This window comes from Cohaesibacter celericrescens (assembly GCF_002866925.1).
GTDB lineage: Bacteria > Pseudomonadota > Alphaproteobacteria > Rhizobiales > Cohaesibacteraceae > Cohaesibacter > Cohaesibacter celericrescens.
Genome location: NZ_PKUQ01000019.1, coordinates 12007 through 33481, shown reverse-complemented (window position 1 = coordinate 33481; position 21475 = coordinate 12007). Strand labels below are relative to the sequence as shown.

Annotated in this window: 21 protein-coding genes; 5 read left to right on the top strand and 16 right to left on the bottom strand. The window is 48.6% G+C overall.

All coding sequences use genetic code 11. The annotated features are described in order from the left end of the window. From C0081_RS10985 to C0081_RS10910, 16 genes are all read right to left on the bottom strand, one after another. Positions 1-513 (bottom strand): DUF5710 domain-containing protein (locus tag C0081_RS10985; protein WP_210200472.1); only part of this gene is annotated, 513 nt, incomplete at its 3' end. 39 nt (positions 514-552) lie between these two features. Beyond that, positions 553-2340, bottom strand: coding sequence for a type IV secretory system conjugative DNA transfer family protein (locus tag C0081_RS10980; protein WP_101533880.1), 1788 nt, complete (start codon positions 2338-2340; stop codon positions 553-555). Between the two features lie 9 nt (positions 2341-2349). Continuing rightward, positions 2350-3309 carry a CpaF/VirB11 family protein gene (locus C0081_RS10975; protein WP_101533879.1) on the bottom strand — a complete coding sequence of 320 codons (960 nt, stop codon included), beginning with the start codon at positions 3307-3309 and terminating at the stop codon, positions 2350-2352. Positions 3310-3389: 80 nt separating this feature from the next. After that, the gene (locus C0081_RS10970; protein ID WP_146006445.1) at positions 3390-5606 is read right to left on the bottom strand and encodes a hypothetical protein; all 2217 of its coding nucleotides are present in this window, start codon (positions 5604-5606) and stop codon (positions 3390-3392) included. Between the two features lie 13 nt (positions 5607-5619). Further along, positions 5620-6714 carry a TraB/TrbI/VirB10 family type IV secretion system protein gene (locus C0081_RS10965; protein WP_101533877.1) on the bottom strand — a complete coding sequence of 365 codons (1095 nt, stop codon included), beginning with the start codon at positions 6712-6714 and terminating at the stop codon, positions 5620-5622. A gap of 1 nt (position 6715) precedes the next feature. Continuing rightward, positions 6716-7681 carry a TrbG/VirB9 family P-type conjugative transfer protein gene (locus C0081_RS10960; RefSeq protein WP_101533876.1) on the bottom strand — a complete coding sequence of 322 codons (966 nt, stop codon included), beginning with the start codon at positions 7679-7681 and terminating at the stop codon, positions 6716-6718. After that, on the bottom strand, positions 7678-8565 hold the full coding sequence (locus C0081_RS10955; protein ID WP_101533875.1) for a VirB8 family type IV secretion system protein: 888 nt from the start codon (positions 8563-8565) through the stop codon (positions 7678-7680). The genes C0081_RS10960 and C0081_RS10955 overlap by 4 nt, the downstream gene beginning before the upstream one ends. A 203-nt stretch (positions 8566-8768) precedes the next feature. Next, positions 8769-9770, bottom strand: a complete 1002-nt coding sequence (locus C0081_RS10950; protein WP_101533874.1) for a hypothetical protein — start codon at positions 9768-9770, stop codon at positions 8769-8771. Continuing rightward, positions 9767-10576 carry a hypothetical protein gene (locus C0081_RS10945; RefSeq protein WP_101533873.1) on the bottom strand — a complete coding sequence of 270 codons (810 nt, stop codon included), beginning with the start codon at positions 10574-10576 and terminating at the stop codon, positions 9767-9769. The genes C0081_RS10950 and C0081_RS10945 overlap by 4 nt, the downstream gene beginning before the upstream one ends. After that, complete coding sequence (locus C0081_RS10940; protein ID WP_101533872.1) at positions 10558-12906, bottom strand: VirB4 family type IV secretion system protein; 2349 nt, start codon at positions 12904-12906, stop codon at positions 10558-10560. The genes C0081_RS10945 and C0081_RS10940 overlap by 19 nt, the downstream gene beginning before the upstream one ends. Before the next feature lie 4 nt (positions 12907-12910). Beyond that, positions 12911-13219 carry a hypothetical protein gene (locus C0081_RS10935; RefSeq protein ID WP_101533871.1) on the bottom strand — a complete coding sequence of 103 codons (309 nt, stop codon included), beginning with the start codon at positions 13217-13219 and terminating at the stop codon, positions 12911-12913. 12 nt (positions 13220-13231) lie between these two features. Beyond that, on the bottom strand, positions 13232-13543 hold the full coding sequence (locus C0081_RS10930; protein ID WP_101533870.1) for a TrbC/VirB2 family protein: 312 nt from the start codon (positions 13541-13543) through the stop codon (positions 13232-13234). 10 nt (positions 13544-13553) lie between these two features. Then, a complete protein-coding gene (locus C0081_RS10925) occupies positions 13554-14012 on the bottom strand; it encodes a hypothetical protein (protein ID WP_101533869.1) in 459 nt (152 codons plus the stop codon). After that, entirely contained in the window at positions 14009-14782 is a 774-nt protein-coding gene (locus tag C0081_RS10920; protein ID WP_180966843.1) for a nucleotide-binding protein, read from the bottom strand. The genes C0081_RS10925 and C0081_RS10920 overlap by 4 nt, the downstream gene beginning before the upstream one ends. Further along, positions 14775-15038 (bottom strand): hypothetical protein, encoded by a 264-nt coding sequence (locus C0081_RS23100; RefSeq protein ID WP_146006444.1) that lies wholly within the window; start codon positions 15036-15038, stop codon positions 14775-14777. Before C0081_RS23100 ends, C0081_RS10920 begins: the two co-directional genes overlap by 8 nt. A gap of 1185 nt (positions 15039-16223) precedes the next feature. After that, positions 16224-17237 (bottom strand): zinc ABC transporter substrate-binding protein, encoded by a 1014-nt coding sequence (locus tag C0081_RS10910; protein WP_101533866.1) that lies wholly within the window; start codon positions 17235-17237, stop codon positions 16224-16226. 66 nt (positions 17238-17303) lie between these two features. On the opposite strand from C0081_RS10910, the gene C0081_RS10905 reads away from it, so the two are divergent. From C0081_RS10905 to C0081_RS10885, 5 genes are all read left to right on the top strand, one after another. Beyond that, positions 17304-17801, top strand: a complete 498-nt coding sequence (locus tag C0081_RS10905) for a transcriptional repressor (protein WP_210200471.1) — start codon at positions 17304-17306, stop codon at positions 17799-17801. Next, positions 17798-18538: a metal ABC transporter ATP-binding protein gene (locus C0081_RS10900; RefSeq protein ID WP_101533864.1), complete on the top strand. Its 741-nt coding sequence runs from the start codon at positions 17798-17800 to the stop codon at positions 18536-18538. Before C0081_RS10905 ends, C0081_RS10900 begins: the two co-directional genes overlap by 4 nt. Further along, the gene (locus C0081_RS10895) at positions 18538-19335 is read left to right on the top strand and encodes a metal ABC transporter permease (protein ID WP_101533863.1); all 798 of its coding nucleotides are present in this window, start codon (positions 18538-18540) and stop codon (positions 19333-19335) included. Before C0081_RS10900 ends, C0081_RS10895 begins: the two co-directional genes overlap by 1 nt. Positions 19336-19587: 252 nt before the next feature. Then, positions 19588-20802 (top strand): zinc metallochaperone GTPase ZigA, encoded by a 1215-nt coding sequence (gene zigA / locus C0081_RS10890; RefSeq protein ID WP_101533862.1) that lies wholly within the window; start codon positions 19588-19590, stop codon positions 20800-20802. Further along, on the top strand, positions 20799-21452 hold the full coding sequence (locus tag C0081_RS10885; RefSeq protein ID WP_210200470.1) for a DUF1826 domain-containing protein: 654 nt from the start codon (positions 20799-20801) through the stop codon (positions 21450-21452). The genes zigA and C0081_RS10885 overlap by 4 nt, the downstream gene beginning before the upstream one ends. Positions 21453-21475 lie beyond the last annotated feature (23 nt).

Here is a 21475-nt window from a genome sequence, read left to right as displayed (position 1 = left end):
CGCATTTTTCCAAATGCCGTATGCTTTTTTGGCTGCGGTTTCACGTTTCTGAGCGAGTTCTTGGGTTTTTACCAACCTGTTGTGTTCTGCTTGGGCTTGGACGGCCTCTTTTTGCTCCGGTGTCAAATTCGGGGCATTGCCCCTCCAAGCAATTGTTTGATCCCCTTTGTAGATATGGAGCTGACCGTTAGGGATTCCGCCGTCATCAAATGCACGGTAGCTGGCATTTGGTTTTTTCTCGCCATTGATAGAAACTCTGCGCCATTGACCGTCCACAACTGGATCTCGATCTAGATCAACACCATTGCTTTTCAGGAACGCACCAAAATCAGCAACAAGATTGGCGGACTGGTTGGAACGGCTTGGCTCCCAACGTTGAAGCTCGGGGGTGAGCTTGGGTGTTTCGGCATACCAAAGTTTTTTGGTGCCATCCCACTGCGCGCCAGCCTTTTTGGCGTCTTTGTGTTCACTGTAGGGAACAGCGAGATAGGTTTTACTGATAGTCATTTCCATTTTGGTACTCGTTTAGTGTGGTAGAGAACGAGGGTGAAATTAGGCGCTTGGTGGCGGAATTTTTGCCCGCGCAAGCAAATCTTTGTCTTGAAAATACAAAACCTGCCGACCGTAAATTGGACTGTGGCCGGCTTGAAAAACCAGCACATCGCCGGCACGTGCAACCGAGCCGTCTGCCTTTTTCTGAAGACCTGGGAGTGCCATGCATTCGTCTGGAGTAAGCAGCGGCCTAGAGACTTCAGAAATGCTTTCAGAATGAGACGATCCCAATCGTCCGGTCTGCCAACTGGCCGATGTGCGCTTTTGAACAATGGTGGTTTTGCCCGCCATATCAGACAGCAGGCGAGCGGTTTCTATTGTGTTGGGCGCGAATGCTATCCGAACATGACAGTTGGAGACAATTGATTGCTCTCGCCCATAGGCTTTTTGAAGTTGGGTCAAATCCTGCACGATAACGTAGGCTTTGAGGCCATAGCCGCCCATGAAGGCGATGGATTTCTCAAAAATCTCAAGCTTGCCGATTGAGGTGAACTCGTCGAGCATAAGCAAGAGGCGGTGTTTGTAGTGCTTCACAGATCGGCCTCCTTCAAACGCCATGTTTGACGTGAGGCGGGTAAGAAACTGATTGAGCAAAATACGCACGAGAGGCCGCAAACGAGCGATTTCGGAAGGTGGAATTACGATATAAAGGGTGGCCGGTTCGTCATCGTTCATCAGGTCGGAAATGGTAAAATCAGATTTGGATATGTTTCTCGCAACGATGGGATCAGAATAGAGGGTCAATTGCGACGTGCCGGTGGAATGAACACCGGATCGTTCATTGGAAGATCGTTTGCGCATTCTGGCAGCACCAATGCGAACCTCATCGTCGACGATTGTGCGGCCATGACTATATGCTTCCATGTCCTGAAGCAGTCGATCAAAACTATCGTCATCCTTTGAATCGTAAGTCGATTTTCCAGCGGCTGCGGCGATTTGATCGCCGAGAGTTTCAGCATCACCAATAGACATGAATTCGCGCACATCTGCCAATGTGGCCGTCCGGTTTTCCTGCTTATGGATACGATAGAGAACATGAAGGATTGCGGTGCTGAGCCAAGCATAGCCTTCCTGTTGCCAGAAGTCTTTTAGGCCAATGCCATCGGGGTCAATAATCATGATCGCGATATTCTGACAATCTGCAATTTCATGATCGGTGCCGATGCGCACTTCTTCCAGCGGATTGTATTTTGCGGAGCCAGTCACAGCGGAAGGATCGAAGCGCAATATACGTTGACCTTGCGCATGCCGCCACCCTGCGGATAGGGCATAGTTTTCACCCTTGATATCCAGCACAAGTGCCGATTCCGGCCACGAAAGAAGGGTAGGCAGGACCAGGCCAACACCTTTACCTGAACGTGTTGGAGCAAAGCAAAAAACATGCTCGGGTCCATCATGGCGGAGTGATGTGGTATTGCCATGATTTTTCCACCCGCCAACAACAACGCCTTTGTCGGATAATAGACCAGATCGCTTAACGTCCTTGCGTGTTGCCCATTGAGCAGATCCGTGCAAATCGTCTGAATTTCGGCTATTTCCCATGGTGTGAGACTTGGCCATTCTGTCGAACCAAGCTGAAACGATCATGAAGACCGAAAAGATGCCGAAACCATAATAGATTGGGCTTAGGACTTCACTTGGCACCGTCTCAATTGGTTGCTTGAAGGTCTCGACAAGCCACCGCCACCATTCAGGATTTCTGAAGTCGAATTCCAAGAAATAGTACCAGCCAAAGAAGATAGCGACGACGCTGAGAAACACGCCCGAAATTCGGATTGCTTGTGCCATAGGAATACCTTACGCGGCCAGCTCAGAGCGGTCTGGGGTCATGCGGCGCATGACATAATGATCATTCTTCATTTCATAGATTTCCGAGACGAAACGACGGCCATCGTCGGTACGGCGGATATGAACCACAAGGTCGATCAGCTTTGACATGAAACCGGCAACATCTGGTAGATGCTGACCGGAAGCATTGATATTTTCTTGGAAACGAGAAGGAACCATTGCCGCACTTTCGGCATGGACCGTACAGAGCCAACCCCGAGCGCCAGTATTGAGCACGTTCAAAGCGGCAAAAGCATTTTGTGTCGAGATCTCACCGTAAATTAGGTTGTCGGGAGAAATGCGCATTTGGTGATCAAATAGCTGCTGCCAATCCATGAAACCGGCCCCTGCGGATGAATCGCGGGCGGCAATAAGTGAGACCCCATTGAAGAAACGATCCATTTCCAATTCAAGCGTGTCCTCGGCACTGACAACGCGCCTGTCATCGGGAAGGAATGAAAGGAATTTATTCAGGAGTGTTGTTTTGCCGGTATTTGTCGAACCGGAAATGGCTATGTTCCACTGGCTATCAAGCGCATGGCGAAGATAGTCGATAGTGGTTTTGTCGAGGCCCATTTGTTCGAGGGAAACATCATAGGGGTGTTTACAGCGGATTGCTAAAGACAGATCAGAAGCGACCGAGTTCCCCAGTAGGCATTCAAAACGGTGATTGCCCGGCAATCTGGTGGAAAGCTTTGGAGACTTATCGGGATTAAATTCCAATCCACCCACACAAGACAGAGTATGGCAAATCTCAAGAATTCTTTTGCGGGTTAATTCAGGCTCTTCGATACGTTTGAAGCGTTCTTTTTCCCCTCGCACTTCGAGGACAATCTCACCGCTTTTTTTGGACAGAAGCTCAATCACATTGAGACTGTCATAATGACGTGACAGTGGCTCAAGCAGTCGTTTGACAAGCATGTTTGACATTGCAAAACCAACATTTTTTTGGACAGGGAGCTGATGCGGCGCATTGGGCGCCGCACGTTTCTTTCCATTACAGCAAAGGTTTAGTCCGTAGAACGACAGTATTTGCTGCTGCTGTTTGTGTTGTACTGTGCAAGAGGCCCCATTACCCAATCGGAGTATGAAACAGTCCCATCAGCTGGATATGTAATCTTTGTTCTGGTGTTCGATTGGAAGTAATTGATGTAAGAAACCGAAGCCGAGTTATCTTGCGATTTCTGTGACATACACCGCGCCGAACCGCCTTTAATGGGCAGTAAAGCGGTGAAAGTTGTAGAATATGAAACCCCTACCGCAGTGTTGTTTGACATGGTGACTGACGCACGACCATTGCCTTTGGTTGATACAGATACCGTTGATTTTGGGTATGTAACCGCAGTCTCTTGCTCACGCGTACATTTGTCGCCTTCGTTCAGATCAAGGCCCTGTCCAATTGGATTGCTGTAGGTCGTTCCATCCGGTCGGATATAATTTTCGCTTCGGTTGGTGGGAACCATCAAATAACAACCATCGTAATATCGTTGGCTGTAATCAGCGACATCATTGATGCCGGTATAGGTGTATGAAACCTCTGTTGTGCCTGGAGCCAAATAGTTTGTGGCGATTGGATAGACCGTTCCATTCACATCAATGGTGACCGAGATAAGCTGTTGGGCAACCAAGCCCTCATCATTGTATTTCCAACCTGTCGGCGTGATATCGTGGGAATAAGTAGCAGCGTTGCTCTGACAAGAAGTGATGAACTCGCGGCCAAGGGTGGTGTCATAATAGAAACGAGACTGACCGTATGAGACGCCTGCATTCAGGTCGTGGGTCCAGACGGAAGGATCTTCACAGCCTTGTGTTGTTTCATAGATGCCAACCGTCGCCGAAGTGTCCGGCTTGCATTCGTCGATATATTGATCTTCACCGTCGACAGTAATTCGAGTACGATACTGAGGTGTTGCAGTTCCAGCGCTCGAATTGACCAGCATCGAGCAGATACGAACCCCATCGTCCACAAAGACTTTCTCGTGGGTGTATTTGACTGACGTATCGATGCATGGGGTTGCCTGATAATAGACACCTTCTTTCTCGTAAGTGTACATCACCATTTCAGCGGAATAACCGGCGCTGAAATCATGTTTCATGTTACAGCTATAGCTATCCGCAACGAGGGTATATGGCTCAAGCGTCTCAGAGACGGCACAATCCTGCACCTTCACTTGAGCGTTGCTGGCGTTTGTATAAATGAGCGCTGAGTTACGAATGACTTTTAAACTGTCAACGTCGATGGTGACAGCGCAGCTTGCTTCTGATTCAACAATCGTGAACGAAGTTTCCGTATCTGGCTGACAGTCAGAGATTTCAGTACGGGTGCCATCCTCATCAATATAGTAGGAGATATATTGAGGATTAGCGACGAGGCCAGTTAGATCAACCACATCCTCACAAACTGAATATGACTTTTGGATTGTGAAAGTCGTGCCAGAATCCGAGCAAGCATCTTCTGAAGTCAAAGCACCGTCAGTGTAGGTTTGGCTTTTAGACTGCTGTTTGGCTACGCCTTGGGCCTCATCAACAACGACTGAACATCCCTCAGTCGTCACCCTCACGTCAATAACGGCTTCGACCTCTTCCTCTGCGGCGGTAATTTCAGGGGTTTCATATGCGCCCGCGATGTCATTTTCGCTAGCACCGCTCCCTGTGTCAGTGCCTTCGCTGGTATCACTGTCTTCCTCAACGACCTCTTCTTCTGTATTAGTCGCAGTCGCAGTCAAGGCTTTGACCGCCGAAACGAATTCATCCTCGTTGCCATCGACTGATATTGTCGTGGCCGTATCAAGCGTGCTGGAACCAAGTGTAATCTGGGAAGAGAAGCTGTCTGTTGTAAGATCAACAGACTCATCATTCTCATTGGAAATCTTGGTTACAACAACCTGCGTAATGCTTTCGCCGTCGACCGTCACGGTTCGAGTGAACCCTGAAGCAGAAAGTCCGCGTAGGTCTACCGGTGTCTGCGTGTTTGCTGAACCGGTAAACGAAAGGTTGACGGAGGTTGCTTCATCTGTCACCTCCTGTTCTTGCGTAGGCACAACGGTAAAGAGGTTTTCTTTGATCACCATTTCAGAATCGGTTCCAGTCGATACGTCTGAAGCGGTTGTCGTTGCTGTCTGCGCACTTACATCTGTCGATGTTGTCGCCGTCTGAGCCATCAAGGAAGCTGGTGAGAGCAGCATTGCCATCACCAATCCCAAACTCATAGTCGTTCGCATTCTCATTTAGTCTGCTCCACTAGTTAACTGTTACTGGGTCTGCGAGATACCAATCTTTCTCAGGGCGAATTTGCACTCGAGTGCCTTGCGCTATGCGAATGATTGGGGTGAGATCGACGGTATCTTCAAGAATACTTGCAGATATGGCGCCGACATTTTCAGAGACGCCGGTAGCGCTGTCTCCGATAATATTGGAATCTGATGTGTCGGCTGATTGAGCACTAAGAACAGCGGCCTCTACGGCTGAACCAATGCCAACGGTCAGGATTGCACTTCCATATTTTTCCCAGAAGCGATTATCCACCTCACCAGACAGGCCAGCGTAGCCTTGAGCATCGCCCAGGTGCGCGTTGAGCTGATAAATTTCAGCTCGGCTTTCTGCCAACAAAATCCTGCCACACGAAAACCCCACACGCGTTTGGCCCACTTTATCGACGGCCGCATAACGGCAGATCATGCGCGACCCTTTAGGGACCAATTTGGTCCTGCCATGAGCGCCATAAACATCACGAGAGACTTGGACAACAACGGTGCCGTTTTCTGATAGCTGCGAATTAACACCGCTTTCCAGAATGCCCGTAATGTAACGATCGGCGGTCAAAATACGCGTGCTATCAACGGCTGTCGTGGAATAGCTACGCGGCGCGGAATATTTGCTATTCTCGCTACCAATGCCTTCAGGCGGTGGGAAGTGAGGTAAATTTTGGTTAGACCGTGCAACGCTTCTTGGTGCGCTTCTCAATGCACCATCCAGATTGCCATTTGGCAATTGAGACTGGTTGCCTCGTCTTGTTTGTAGTTCTTCCTGTAAGGCTATTTGTAGGGCCGTGGGCTGTTGCACTTGGGGAGTATCCGGTTGGATATACTCGGTCACTGTTTGTGTGATTTGCTTTTCAACGATGACCGGTTTTTCAACCTCCACGACCACCTGTTTTTCAACAATAACAGGCGGCATCGTGACAACACGCGGTTTTGGGGGTGGTGGCTCTGGTTTGACGTAATCAAACACGTCAGGATCGCTGTCACCCACGCCTTGCGGGATCGTGTGGGGTGCTACGCAAAGGCCGCCAAACGTCATGTTAAGCGCAAGAAATACGGTGCAAATTCCAGCCATATCAATCACCCTTGTATTGGACGCACATATAGGCTTGCCCACTTTTGAGGGTTATCAGCCGATGTGTGGACTCAACAATAAAGGTGGTTCCAACAACCCGTGTATTCACCAGCTCATCAATGTCATCAACGACGACATAGGCGGTAGGAAGTTCAAGATCACTCCATTTTTCGCCATATTGGATATAGGTGAAATTGTCGTCACGATAGACTTGTTCGGGCTTTAGATCATCACTGCCCCAAAGCTTGTAAGAGTCAAAACCACGAATTTTACTAGGATCAAAAGTCGCTGTTTTGAGAAAGTCTTTGACGCCCGTAGGGATATTTTTTGTGGCGAGATCCTCTGTTGGAGCACCATCGGCAAAGTTGATAACCTGAATGCCGGAAGCACTTCTTCGGCGGATCTTGAATGACAAATCAGGCGTGTGCTTGGAGTGGACCATTTCAGATCGGAGATAGAAGGAAAACACCTCGTCGTCTGTGGTGTAAACCTGCATAGACGAGTCAACGCCAGCGCCCAACGGCTTTACGACCAGAATATTCTTTGTACGCCGCTTCACATCAAAACGGTCTGTATCTCCCAGATCGACTGAAGCAATATTGACCCCTTCGGGTAAGACAATTGCGCTGGCCATATACTCACGCAAGCGGACTTTATAGACGCAATCACCGCAATCCTCTTGAACATGGACACCTTGATTTTTGCCTTTAAGGGACCAAGCTTCTTGAATTTGACCACCTAGTGAGACTGAACGTTGCAAAGTACCAAAATCGCCATTGGCTTGACGCTTGGCTTGCAATTCGGACCCAGCTTCAAGGCCCATTGATGCCTGTTTTGCGGCGGATGCTGTTTGGGAAAAACGAGCTTTAGAGGCAGGAGTGGGGCGCTGGATTGCGGTTTGGGCTTGCACCAAACCTGGCAACATCATCGCGATTGCCGATAGTGTGAGAATGCTGAGATTTTTCATTTTTTTGTCGGTTGCTCTTTTACGGCCATCGACAAAACACGAATACCAAGCGGGTTTTCAAATTTATCGACTTCCTTAACATCATTTGGGCGGGGGGCGAGTTCGAGATAGGCGCGAAGACTGCGCGACTTGGGTTTGTCTCGTCCAATTTTATCAGTCTGTGTAAACTCAACAACGAACTGATAGATATCGTCGTAGCGAATGATTTTGTTTGCGCCTTCGACTGTAATCGAGCGGTTCAGTCCATCCTTCAAAGCGCGGGAAACCAAGTCTTTGTTGTCTTTGATATACTGATTGAAAAATTCAGAATCGCTATATCGACGGATTCTTTCAAAACGGGTGTTTTGAGTAACATTGTCGATTGCAAGGATATCACGCACGTAGCGTCGAGCGATTTTTTCAACCATCACCTCATAGCCGGGAACCTCAACTGAAACCGGCTCAACTTGATAGATGCGGTCATCATTTGGATCAACACGCAATAAGGCCAATTCGGTTGTCTTGAGTGGGAGCAACGAACTGATACTACTCACGAGGACAATGTTGCCCAGAACCGATGCAGTGAAAGCCACCACAAAGAGTTTCAGGAAAATGGCCTGTCTGCGGTATTGGGTTTTGTGAGAAAAGGGATCTGCTTCAAAAACAGATTTATGACCAAATGAAGCCCCATTTTCAGCATTGATCTGGGGTGCTGTAATGATTGATCCAACCTTACCTTTTGATCCGATGGGCACTTTTGGAACCGAGATCGTCGATTGGATAGGATCATCATTTTCTGGAGTGTTCACCGGACCAACAGGAGATCTGATAGGTTCACGATTGCCAGCGTTTTTTGCGCTAGCAGGATTTCGAAGCCGTTTTAATAAGTCCTTGGGAAATTTCATGGATTAAGCACTCTCAACCCATTCAAATTTCGGAGCCTGATATTCAATTTCCGTACACGCGCAAGGAGACTTGCGCATTTCGTCGGAACCATCAGGCTTGATAGGCATTTCCGTTTGGGAAAAGGTCGAACATCCTGAAACACTCATTGCAAATAGTACGCAGAATCCAAGTCTAAGCATTGTAAATTCCTTATGGATTTGAATTACTTGTCTGAACTGGAAATTTCACCGGCTCTTGTAGTCGGTGGATTAGGACCGGTTGGTAAGCGGCTCTTAATTTTTCCATAAACCTTTGAACCAGCGTCCATTCCGGCCCGTGCTGCCATCCCTCCTGCCGCCATGGTTCCACCGGACACAATGCCAGCACCTACGGACCCCAGAAGGGCACCACCAATGGTCCCTGAGATTGCGACTGCCTCAGACAAAAGTGCTGAACCAAGCCATCCCATCATCAAAGCCAACAGATAAGGGCCAGAGGTTAGGCTCCCGAACTCATCGGGAGAAACGGCGCTATCGCCTCCAACTTGCAAAACATCTAGACTTTTGACGACGATAGAAAACACAACAGTGATGCTGAGCATGGTGGAAATCGCGCTAATAATTGTCCTGATACCTGCAGCGAAAACGTCTCTCCCAAAAGGGAAGCTGGATATCGCGATAATGAAAGGGGAAAGGCCACCAATCAGGGTGATGCGGAATAGGGAAACTGCTGTATGGGACAGAAAAAGAACCAAAAGAATGCCATAAGGCAAAATCAAAGCGATGCCATATAGGAGGCGAGCTGGCATTTCAGTCCAACCAGCGTCCCCAATGAAAGTTCCGACAATTACGAAAACTTTGATGATAGCTGTTTCAACCGTCTCCAACACAGCGCCCATACTGGATGCGCCGTCACCGCCATACCCAGTGATGGAGGAAGAAAGCCCCCCCATGACAGAAATTGCTGTATCGAAGACTTCACCAATCAATGCCTGTGATCCGGCCAGAGCGCCAAAACCCAAGACCATAAGGACCATTTGTCGGATAGCTGATCCGGTATCGATTGATCCCAAAACCACTTTTAGACCGATCCAAACAGTCCAAGCGCCTGCAATTGCGATCATAAGCGTTAAGAGAGGGGCCTGCACGTTGGCAACCATCTGATCCATAAAATCAGAAGAGTTGGCAATGTAAGCATCAAAAACAGCGCAAGTTATGCAGCTCATTCGCTTGCCTCACCTGAGCCATAGTCCGCGTCTTCCGCCAAATCATTTTCAATCGGCACTTGTTTGCTGACTATTGAGGCTGAAGTTACTTTGAGAATTTGTGCTAAAATTTGGTTGGTCTGCGCTTGCGTTGTCAGTTGCGCAACGCCAATCTCCACCAACACTTGGAGCCGACCATTCATGTCAGTGGCAGACTTTCCCGCTTGTTTATAGTCCTGTGCGGTTTCGAGGGTGATCGACGCAGTGTCTTGCGCCTGATCCGCTTGCGCCAACCCTTTGAACGTGGCGTCAGAAATAGTATTGGCGCGGTTGGTCTTAACAGCCTTTTGTATCGCTGTTTTTTCTTCCCACGATCCTTCCCGCATTTTTTCTTTGGTAGCGACTAGGCCGGTCTTATAGGCCGTGCTTCGATCACACAGTGAGCCCAAACTGAGGCTCTCTGTATTGATTGACGGCATGAGATCTTCAAAGTTCGACATCAAGCAGCTTTTATCGCTGGCAATGGAACTAGCGAGTTGATCAAAATTGAGCGATGGCACGCTTATATTGCCAAGTTCTCCGATAGCACCCAAGGTATCGGTTGCTGTCTTCTGGACTTCTTTGAGGGTTTCCAGTTGATCAGTGACAACCTTCAAACTGTCTTTGGCTGTATCAAGTTGAGCTTTCAGTGCCGCCACTTGTTTTTGTGCCTCAGTCAAACCGTTAATATCAATGACCGCCATAGCGGCAAAGGACGGGCAAGAAATCGCTGCCGAGATACAAAAGACGGAAGCAAAAAGCGTTGGTTTTAGATGTGGGATAGCCATTGGTCGCCCCATTCTGATTTAACTTGATTGAGTTCACGGATTGGCGCAGGGCCAGAGCGATAAAAGCGCAATGCGTCTCCGTAAGGAGACAGATCGATATCGATAATCGCGCTCTCATTGAAAGAGTCGGCTTCAAAGCGCTTCACAACCATGACCTGACGGCCACCGCGCATATCCCCTTCCCCTTTGATGAAAGCAATTTGTTCATTGGAGAGATTGAACGGTTCCAAATTCTTGGTATCGACGTTGGAATTTGGGAAAAAGAACATGGTTTGGGCGTTCTCAATGATGCCCGAAGCCCCTTCCACCGATAGCAACGCGCCGGGTTCTTGGAATGCCAACCCAACCAATCCGTCGAGTTTTCGGTATTCGCGATACATTTCCAAAGCCAGTTTGCGAAACCCCTCGTTTCGAAGAAGGTTCGCAGCCTCATCAATGAAAATGGAAAATCCACCGTCAGTTTTTTGAGCTACCTGTGAAATCGCTGTCGCAATGTGAGCAATGACAGGAGGCCCCAATACGGGATCTTCAAGCGCCTCATTCATATTGATGCCTGCAAGGAAAGACTTTTCGAGAAAACCGGTGATCTGATCTCGCGGAGAATTGAAGACGTGAGAATATTGTCCTTCCCGCTCGTCATCACTGATCCACTTGGCTAAAATCCGTCTTTCTGGCGACAGTTTGGGGAAGGAGCCCGCAAAAATATTGTTAAGCGTCCTCTCTCCGATAGGCAGATAACCAGCCAGATCAAGAGAGGTGCTAAGAACTGCATCCATGTCATCGGTGTACTCGTTTCCGAGCAGCAGGCGAAAGATTTGAAGTGCTCGCAATTTCGCGGCTTTGTCTTCCAAATCGGTATCAAGAGGATTGAGTGCGAGCTGATCATAGCCCTGATAAACCCCTCCCATGGCTTCCACCATGAAGCGTGCACCATCTTTGGAGTCAAAGACGTAATTTCTGACTTTAGGAAATTTAGCTAGTCCACTAAGCAAATGCATAATCAGTGTGGATTTACCCGAGCCGGTCGGAGCAAATACAATGTAATTTCCTGGACTTTGGGGTTTGTCTGACACATGAAACTGTAAGGCATAATTTTGACCGGTCGGTGTTTTGAAAAGCCGAATTGGGCGGTCCCCGAACGGACTGCGCCACATACCAACCGGCGAGAATTGAAACGGCCATAGGGTCGCCAAATTGGATTCAAAAAGGCGCAATGGACGAATGAGTTTGTCTCGCGCTGGCATTCGGTTAAACCAAGCAACAGCCGCACCTTTGGTCTCGACCGAATAGAGAACACGCGCCTGATCCAAAATCGCGGTGATTTGCTCTAGCGTTACATCAAGTAACTGCGGGTTGCGATTGCGAGCAGCTATCTGGAACTGCGTCTCGAATATGTGATGTTCATCATTCAAGAGGTCTTCGAGAACTCCCTCATACTCTGCGAGCTGCGAAAAGGTTCCGAAAAAATTGTGCTTTTGCTCTTGGACTGTTCGCGTGAACAGCGCAATTTGCTGCGTTGAATCTAGCGGCTTTGCGATTTGGACGACTTCGATTTCAGCCGACAAAGCTAGAATTTTCGAAATCAAAATCCCTGACAGGGTTTCTGGCCAGCCACGAACCGCGATGATCTTGTTGACGTGCTCGGTCGGAATAGTCGTTTTGATGACGCCATCAATTGAGATGTTCAAATCACATGCTGGTACATTGGCGCTAATGCTCTTGGAAACGCGCCCGATGTTGGGCATGAATTCGCCGGTAATGAGATAATTTATAAAGCTTGTCAGCTCACAAGGCTGCTCCAAATCGGAAGCCGCAAGCACTGGCCGGATAGCGTAATTGTCGAATGCTGACACCAAACCACGACATGTTTTCTCAAGGTCGCTGGCAGTAGGGCAAGTAAGAACAAGATACCAGCTTTGAGAGTAGGCATTCCTGTAAATTTTCTGCTCTGCTTCTCCAATTTCTTTAAGGGTGCAAGTGGGCCAATCGGATTGATAGCTGACGTCACGAGATCGCTTGATACCGAAAAAGCGCATAGTCGACGCAGGTTTGAGAAACTGGTGAAAAGCTGTGGCACGGGATCTGGCAAGAGCTTCCTGATCGGCCAACGATCGCGTCTCGTAAGGCACGCCAGACAGCGAATAGACCCGCATATACTGGCCGCTCTTGAGAGAAACGGTCTGATCATCCGCAAGGATCTGGTCAAACTCCAACTCATATGCCAACCAGTCCACATCAATGTCGCCTAAAAGTTTAGTGGAAGACTTTGGGTGAAACAGAGCACCAACAGCCAGCGCCGTTGATCCGATAAGGAGTGCTTTAAAAATCATTGGCCTATCTCAATACTTCGACTTTTTCACCAGCCACTAGATGACGACTGGCTTTGCCTTTGAAAAAAGAATTGGGCAGTAGGAAAAGAGTCTCGCAATGGGAGTCCTTTCTTCGCGCATAGACCGCCCAACCAATGCCAAATGGCAGTGTGACGAAGAACAGCACAAAGGCGACGGATGACCCGCCTAGAACACCAGCAAGCAGGGCTGACAGCACCTCTGCAATAATCACCATCGCAAAATGCATTGGCGACATGCCGAGGATTTTCATTGGCTCCTGAACGTAAGTTGCTACAGAGCTTTGCGCTTTCATCACCCCTCCCCTCTATGACGTTGCTGTCAAAAGCGTGGTCATCAGGGTAGGGCCGACCATGATCAGCGCACCACCCAAAACATAAGTGAGTACGCGCCGAATATCGAAGTGTCCTGAGACAATGATGTAGATGCCATATAGGATCAGTCCGAACCCAATAATGGCTGTGGCGATGCTCACAGTGCCACTTTGAAGGGATTCAGCAAGCGTAGTGGCAGGCGATGCCCAGTCAGCACCGGCGAGTGCAAAAGAATTGCTGGCAGCGAGTGCCAGAGTGGCTGCAATAATTGTGCCTTTGGGTTTCAGGAAGACAAATTTTGACATGGTAGAATTCCTATTTTCTCAGGATTAGAAAAATGGCCAGTACTGCTAGCCAAGTGAGTGTTAAAAAAACACCGTTGACGATTGTGGTCCGGCGCATGGACTGCTTTAGGATCCCGATGTGTTCGGAGAAATGAGAAATGGTTTTGATAACGTTGGTCACGTTGTCTTCAGCAACCGATGACGCGATCTTGGTCAGCTCGGCAGCTGTTGCATCCAATTTCTGATCAACCGTGGCGACGACGGTTCCGACATCAGCCCTGCTTTGTGTGCTAAAGGCCTCAATCGTGTTCGCCAGATTGATTTCAAGCGATTGGGAAAACACCGATAAAATCGTTGCCATCGCTAGAATTGGATCATCTGGTGAGAGGGTAATGCCTGTCTCTCTCTGCACCGCTTGGATAGCTTGGGTCTTTGACAGATGATCCCACTCAAGATCGAGCTGTTTGGGCTTTTGTTCCGTCTGGCTCATTGCGCAGCTTCTTCAACCGCCTCAACGGTATCGTCTACCGACAGGATGGAACCATCGAGTTGCTTACAATGAGCAGTCCAAATCTGTTTCAAACGCTGGCGCGCCATGATATTGAAATCTGGCGACGCTATCGCTGCGTCAAAGGTCAACTTACGCTGCATCATTTCGCGCATATCTTCGCCAAATGTGGCCTGATGCACCCGTGGATGGCTCAAAAACTGAACGATGCGATCTGCGTAGCGTAGATAGAATTTGCTTTCGCGGAAGGCGAGGCCGTTTCGTGAAACAGGCCCGAAAAACTCATTTTCCCAAACCACAAATTCAGCGGTGACAAACAGATCTATCATCGCAGCCAATCCATTCAAGGTTTCTTCAAACGCCTGGCCGCCGCAAATGGGTGAATGGATGAGGACACGAATATCACTGTCCTGCAGAAGCTCAATGGCATGGTTCTGTGCCAAGTAGGATACAAATGCGATGTAGGAGCTGGCACCGATATCGCAAACAATCTGAGCGCCTTCTTCAGCCTCTATGACGGTTTCCATCATTTCGTCAAAACGTCTGGGATTGATTTCATCCTGATCAACGATCTGTAATGCAACAGCGTTGAGACCGGGAATAGCTGATATGGTTGGTGAGGATGGATCACCATCAATGGCGGTCACGCTGTCGCCATGATTTAAGAAATACTGAGCCAGGATTGAAGCAGTTAGGCTTTTGCCGATCCCGCCCTTAGCCTGAAGGACTAAGTGAAAGGTTTTTTCATTCATATTCATACCTCTTGTTCAGATCGATGGGTTTGAAAGCCTCCATCCCTGTCGGCATTTTTGCTCTCTGTTTGGAGGGTGTTGAAGTCGCAGGATTTGGAGAAGGTTGAGGGAGGGCGGCTTGCGTGACTGCCTGAGCGGGCTTGGAAGGTTGGGGGCCGCCCAATCGCTCCATCGCAATCTCAACGAGATGGCCAAAATTACGATGGCCAAGCTGCTCCTTCAGACGACGATTGAAAGAAGGATAAGATACCGACACGAGATCGATAGCCTTGAGTGATCGCCAAACTTGCATGAGATTACGTGACTCAAGACATAGCTCGAGCGTCTTCATCAGCGCATGTTGAACCTCTATTCGAGATTGCCCATGCGGCTGACGGACATTGATCCGATCAGACGGCATTATATGTTCACGCGATTGCGTGCCCTGTTTTATAGAAAATGTGGGGAATTGGCTTATTGATCACACTTGCGGGGATGCAGTACAGTCAATGAAACACCATGGATCAGCGATCCATTCATTCCCGAATGGGAACAAAGTTGCGACCAATAAGCCCGTTTCGGATTAGTTGGTTCTCCTATGCGAATGACAAACTACAGATTTGTTGTTCGCTAGGTTCGGGTGGTCTTATGTGGTAGTAGGACCACCCGAACCGATCGCTTACATGCAGTTTCATACGCCCTTCCCATCTCAACGCACAAATACAAAATTACAAATAACGTCACATTGTACACATCATTCACGTGTACACGATTAATTATTTCCTTAATAATTGCATACGAATGTTCTGAACTTGACTCATTGTTGAGCACGCGGTGCGAATAAGAAGTCGCCCNTGTTGAGCACGCGGTGCGAATAAGAAGTCGCCCAAAGCGACAGGTGGGCCCACCACCTCTATCTTGCCGTCCTTTTAGCTGAGAAACTTAGAGAATCTATGAGCACAAACGTGAAGGAAAAAGAACAATAATAGAACGAATGAAGCATCTATGAAAATCTTCGAGAAACAACGACCACGAAGTAGAATCTTCGAGAATATACGTCATTTGCACAGCTAAAGTCTGAGAATCTTTAAGAATCAGTGAGCACGAAAAAGCACAACAGAACACCAAGTAGTTTCTTGGATAAACCGTCCATTTCGGCAATCTGCACACCAAACCAGAATTACGACGAGAAAAAAAGGGGGGGGGGCTCTTCCTATGCCCACTATTGCGCCGCCAATGTTTTTGCCAGAAAGACAGCAAAAGGCTAAATGCAACCCTGCACACTAGCGCCTTCCAACGCGCGCATATCCAGACTCATTTGTCAGCTGACTGGATAAACAGATCGGCCGCCAGAGTATTTGACGTCAGCGCCTTTGCGTCCAAATAGGCTGACGTCAAACACCTATGGTGTTAAAGCCATGAATAGCAGAAAACTGCTAAAAGCGAGGCCATCCGAGCTATATCAGAAGCAGTCCTTCAGATTTTTTGAAAGGTTGCGAATAAGTTGAGGATAGAGGTCTTTGCCCAAAGCCAGATCACTTCCCAACGGATCCAGAATGCCGACCTTTGCTTCAGTTCCTTCAAAAACCGTCTTTACCAAACCGGTATTGAACTGTGGTTCAGAGAATACGCACATGATTTTCAACTCTGCAACCTTATCGTGAATCTCTTTGATTCTTGCTGGGCTCGGATCGGAGGCATCACCCAACCGAATTGAGCCTGTTGCGGACAGACCAAACCGGTTCTCAAAATACTGGTACGCATCATGAAAGACGATGAAATGCTTGTCGCCGACATCTTTTAGTTCAACCTTGATTTCACTGATCAGCCCCGCAAGCTGTTCCTTTCCTTCTGATGCATTCTTGGCGTAGGCCACTGCATTTTCTGGATCCAGGTCTGATAGGCTGGCAGCAATCACATCCAGCCAAACGCGAGCATTTTCCGGATCGAGCCAAGAGTGTGGGTCGTGACCATGGTGATCGTGGTCATGGCCTTCGTTAGCGTGTGCATGTTGAACTTCTTCACCTTTGCCATGATTTTCACCTTCATGAGCATGATCATGGCCTTTTGCCTCATGATCATGCTCATCATCGGCCTCTTCATGGCTGTGCTTCTCAAAAGTAGCGCCTTCACGGAACTCTAGCTCCGTTGTCCCTTTCATTTCCATCAACTCGACGGACTTCGCATCAGAGGCAAGAGAGTCTATTGACCGTTCCAGCCAAGGCTCCAGTGCCTCTCCAACCCAGAATATGGCATCGGCATTCTGAAGAGCTTTGGCTTCGTTAGGACGAAGCGAGTAGCCATGCGGTGAAGCACCCTGCTGAACAATCAGATCGGGAACACCAACACCTTTCATAACCTGGGATACGAGGGAATGAATTGGTGGAATATCAACAGCCACTGACGGGGCGTCAGCAAAGGCGGCCGTGGAAGACAACAACATCGAAACCGCATAAGCCAGCAATCTTTTGCGCATAGAATTTCTCCTTCATATTGTGTAATCAGCGCAACAGGTGTATATGTTATGTTATAACATTACAATATGGAATTTCTAGAAAGAAATATGAATATGGTAGGGAGTAACGATCACGAAGGGTGCAAAAGGTTGGCACTGGCAACAGCGGAAGCGTTTTGTCTCGAAAATAAATTACATTTAACAAAAACACGCCGTCGGGTATTGGAGCTTTTGCTTGAACAGCACAAAGCGCTTGGAGCCTATGCTATCCTCAAAAAACTTACCGAAGAGGGGCTTGGCTCTCAGCCAGTTACAGCCTATCGAGCACTCAATTTTTTGCTTAAACATGGATTTGCGCACAAGGTGGAAAAGCTGAATGCGTTCGTCGCTTGCATCCACCCGCAGGAAGCACATACTCCCGCATTCATGATTTGCAGCAACTGTAGTTCCGTTGCTGAAGTGCAAATACCATCTCCCCAAGGAGTTCTGCACAAGGCAAATCAGTCAACCGGATTTAGAATTGAGAGAACCATCGTTGAGGCCGTCGGTGTTTGCCCTAGCTGCGTTGAAGAAGAAATTGCATGAAGCTTATTGAAATTGAAAATCTGACAGTTCAACTAGGCGGCCACACAGCGCTCAATAATGTAGACTTAGCGATAGAGTCTGGCGAAATTGTCACAATCGTTGGTCCCAACGGATCAGGAAAATCAACGCTCATACGTACGATCATCGGCGCTCTTTCCCAAACTTCGGGAAAAATCACTCGGCGTGAGGGGTTGAGAATTGGATACGTCCCTCAAAGGTTGTTCATCGATCCGACGTTACCAATAACGGTTAATCGGTTTCTCTGCCTGCCTCGCAAGGCAGACCCTTCGGCAATGGAAGAAGCCCTAAGTCAAGCCAACGTTTCTGACCTTGCAACCCAACAAATGACTCGGTTATCGGGGGGGCAGTTTCAACGCGTTCTTTTTGCACGAGCACTACTAGAACGTCCGGAGTTACTCATTCTGGATGAAGCGACCCAAGGCCTGGACCAGTCAGGATCAGCGGATTTTTATCGGCAAATAGCGGATACACGAGATCGAACCGGGTGTGCTGTGCTAATGGTTAGTCACGATTTGCATGTGGTCATGAGCGCAAGCGATCGCGTCATTTGCCTGAATGGTCACATCTGTTGTCAAGGCAAACCGGAGTATGTTGCTTCGGCGCCAGAATATCGATTGCTGTTTGGAGAGGGCACAAAGGGTACATTGGCACTCTACCGGCACCACCACCATAGCAAATCAGATAAAAGTGAAGAAAAGTCCGAGGCAATTGAATAATGCTTGATGATTTTATGATACGAGCTGCATTGGCTGGTCTGGGTGTCGCCATTGCAGCAGCACCGCTCGGATGTTTTGTTGTCTGGCGCAAAATGGTCTATTTCGGCGATGCAACGGCGCATGCTGCGATCCTTGGTGTGGCAATATCTCTCGCGCTCTCCATTTCTGTTTTTACTGGCGTCTTGACCGTTTGCCTTTTGATGGCATTGGCGGTTTCTACCCTTGGCGGGAAAAGCTATGCAATGGATACCTTGCTCGGCGTATTGGCCCACTCGGCGCTGGCATTTGGCCTCGTTTCTGTCTCCTTTCTCAGCGGCATACGAATTGATTTGATGGCCTACCTATTTGGTGACATTTTGGCGGTTCGTCCTTCGGATCTTGCGATCATCTGGAGTGGTGCCGCGCTCGTGCTACTTTTAATCTATTGGCGTTGGTCAGCCTTGCTGACAGCGACATTGAATCCTGACTTAGCGCAGGCAGCGGGGATCAATCCTAAGCGAGAACAGCTGATCCTCATCTTATCACTTGCTGTTGTCGTTGCAGTAGCAATCAAAGTTGTCGGCGTTTTGCTCATAGCTGCCTTGTTGATCATACCCGCAGCGACAGCCCGCCCGTTCAGCACGACCCCTGAAACAATGGGGATCATCGCAGTCATGATCGGCGGCTTCTCAGCACTAACCGGGCTCTATGTTGCCTATCACTTCAACACACCAACCGGCCCGACGATCGTTAGTCTTGCGGCGTGTTTGTTTTTCGGTTCAACAATCATATCGGCTCTGCTGTCCTTGCGCAGGTGAGCCAACCCGGGGAGCCAGGACGGCTCTATGAGACAAATTTGAAATGGCTCCCGAGACCACCATCATTGTGTTTATGCCGTAATTAGACTGCTCCACTCAGCGATAGCGGCAGTCTGGATTGAACTTACTCACAATTTCCGCGCAACTCTGTTTCTTTAATGTGGCAACGTCGAAAAAACACTTGCAAAAGTGAGGCAGAAGAAACTAAATGTAATGTTATAACATTACATTTAGTTTCTAAGGAGTCCTCCAGTGTCAGCTGTTCGCCTACCCGTAACCGTTCTATCCGGCTTCCTTGGTGCCGGAAAAACGACTTTGCTCAATAACGTATTGAACAATCGCGAAGGTCTTCGGGTCGCAGTCATTGTCAATGACATGTCAGACGTCAATATCGATGCCGATCTCGTTCGGGCTGGCGGTGCAGAGTTAAGCCAGACGGATGAAACCTTGGTGGAAATGTCCAATGGGTGCATATGCTGCACCTTGCGGGATGACCTGTTGATCGAAGTCCGCCGCCTCGCAAATGAGGGCAAGTTTGATTATTTGTTAATTGAGTCGACAGGGATCGCCGAACCTCTCCCGGTGGCCGCAACGTTCGAATTCCGTGATGATGACGGCTTGAGCCTTTCAGATGTTGCACGTCTAGACACAATGGTGACGGTTGTAGATGCCGTCAATCTCCTCAAAGACTATTCAAGCCATGATTTTCTGGAGGATCGCGGTGAAACACTAGGAGAAGATGACGACCGTACTCTTGTTCATCTTCTGACAGACCAGATAGAATTTGCCGACATTGTCATCCTCAACAAGATCAGTACCGCCACATCAGACCAAGTGGATGCCGCTCAAAAGATAATTCGTAGTTTGAATGCGGACACTAGAATCATTGAAACCGACTTTGGCGATGTCGCTGCCAAAGAAATCTTGAATACCGGTCTCTTTGACTTTGAAAAGGCAGAACAGCATCCAATGTGGGCAAAGGAACTCTACGGTTTTTTGGATCACACTCCAGAAACTGAAGAATATGGTGTTAAATCCTTTGTTTACAGGGCAAGACGACCCTTTGACCCTCAAAAAGTCCATTCCCTTCTGAATGGTCCGCTGCCGGGTGTTATTCGTGCAAAGGGACATTTCTGGATCGCGACACGCCCAGACTGGGTTGCTGAATTCTCATTAGCTGGAGCTTTGTCAAATGTTGCCCCTATTGGAACCTGGTGGGCAACTGTACCAAAGGAACGATGGCCGGATAACCAGCAAGCAATCCAATATCTAAAAGAAAATTGGATTGAGCCTTTCGGTGATAGAAGACAGGAAATCGTGTTTATCGGAACCGATATCGACTGGGAACAGTTGAAGTCGAAATTGGATGAAGCACTGCTCAATGTCATGGACATAGAGGGGCTGAAAGAGCTTGCAAATCTGGACGATCCTTTTCCGAAATGGATGAGGCGGGAGCAAGCAGCATGAGCCAGCTATCTGTCAGCAAGGAACCCGCTTCAGAAAAGCAACTGCGGCCAATGCATAAAGGCCGAACCGCGGGAAATGTCCTGATTGGTCGAGAGGCTGAGGCATTACAACATATCGCCAACCAAGGAATTGCAGCAGCAATCTGGCAACGCAAACCCGCCTCAGATTTTCAGGGATGGGTGGATGGCTTGCCTGTCGAACAACTGCCTGAATTACGGATCACGGTTCCGCTTGATCTTGTTGAAAGCGCCGTTCAGACAGCCTGTGATATCAAGCAACTACCGGATGGACCGGAGCGGAGATTACTGGCAGGCGACGTCGCAGCTCTGGCCGACATCTTTGGCAAAGTCATGGGTGTTCCAAACGTTCAAATCCGTCTGGACGTTGATGACCAAGTCATGTGCCCCCGGTTTCATATAGACAACATCTCCGCGCGCCTTCTGTGTACCTATCGTGGCCCTGGTACACAATATGTGGCGACTTCTGAGCGAGATAAACCCAACCGAATTGGCCAAATGACCACGGGCGCTGCGGGATTGTTTAGAGGCAAGCAATGGCCATCGGGAGAAGAATCTACGCTTCTTCACCGCTCACCTGTGAATACCAATGAAACAGGCGTGCGGTTGCTGCTGGTAATAGATCCGGCTTGAAAAATAACAATACAGGCAAAGAG

Excerpts from the sequence above, each read along its gene's own strand:
- C0081_RS10980 (WP_101533880.1), bottom strand. The coding sequence starts at position 2,340 with ATGGCACAAGCAATCCGAATTTCGGGCGTGTTTCTCAGCGTCGTCGCT.
- C0081_RS10975 (WP_101533879.1), bottom strand. The coding sequence starts at position 3,309 with ATGTCAAACATGCTTGTCAAACGACTGCTTGAGCCACTGTCACGTCAT.
- C0081_RS10970 (WP_146006445.1), bottom strand. The coding sequence starts at position 5,606 with ATGAGAATGCGAACGACTATGAGTTTGGGATTGGTGATGGCAATGCTG.
- C0081_RS10965 (WP_101533877.1), bottom strand. The coding sequence starts at position 6,714 with ATGGCTGGAATTTGCACCGTATTTCTTGCGCTTAACATGACGTTTGGC.
- C0081_RS10960 (WP_101533876.1), bottom strand. The coding sequence starts at position 7,681 with ATGAAAAATCTCAGCATTCTCACACTATCGGCAATCGCGATGATGTTG.
- C0081_RS10955 (WP_101533875.1), bottom strand. The coding sequence starts at position 8,565 with ATGAAATTTCCCAAGGACTTATTAAAACGGCTTCGAAATCCTGCTAGC.
- C0081_RS10950 (WP_101533874.1), bottom strand. The coding sequence starts at position 9,770 with ATGAGCTGCATAACTTGCGCTGTTTTTGATGCTTACATTGCCAACTCT.
- C0081_RS10945 (WP_101533873.1), bottom strand. The coding sequence starts at position 10,576 with ATGGCTATCCCACATCTAAAACCAACGCTTTTTGCTTCCGTCTTTTGT.
- C0081_RS10940 (WP_101533872.1), bottom strand. The coding sequence starts at position 12,906 with ATGATTTTTAAAGCACTCCTTATCGGATCAACGGCGCTGGCTGTTGGT.
- C0081_RS10935 (WP_101533871.1), bottom strand. The coding sequence starts at position 13,219 with ATGAAAGCGCAAAGCTCTGTAGCAACTTACGTTCAGGAGCCAATGAAA.
- C0081_RS10930 (WP_101533870.1), bottom strand. The coding sequence starts at position 13,543 with ATGTCAAAATTTGTCTTCCTGAAACCCAAAGGCACAATTATTGCAGCC.
- C0081_RS10925 (WP_101533869.1), bottom strand. The coding sequence starts at position 14,012 with ATGAGCCAGACGGAACAAAAGCCCAAACAGCTCGATCTTGAGTGGGAT.
- C0081_RS10920 (WP_180966843.1), bottom strand. The coding sequence starts at position 14,782 with ATGAATGAAAAAACCTTTCACTTAGTCCTTCAGGCTAAGGGCGGGATC.
- C0081_RS10910 (WP_101533866.1), bottom strand. The coding sequence starts at position 17,237 with ATGCGCAAAAGATTGCTGGCTTATGCGGTTTCGATGTTGTTGTCTTCC.
- C0081_RS10905 (WP_210200471.1), top strand. The coding sequence starts at position 17,304 with ATGGAATTTCTAGAAAGAAATATGAATATGGTAGGGAGTAACGATCAC.
- C0081_RS10900 (WP_101533864.1), top strand. The coding sequence starts at position 17,798 with ATGAAGCTTATTGAAATTGAAAATCTGACAGTTCAACTAGGCGGCCAC.
- C0081_RS10895 (WP_101533863.1), top strand. The coding sequence starts at position 18,538 with ATGCTTGATGATTTTATGATACGAGCTGCATTGGCTGGTCTGGGTGTC.
- C0081_RS10885 (WP_210200470.1), top strand. The coding sequence starts at position 20,799 with ATGAGCCAGCTATCTGTCAGCAAGGAACCCGCTTCAGAAAAGCAACTG.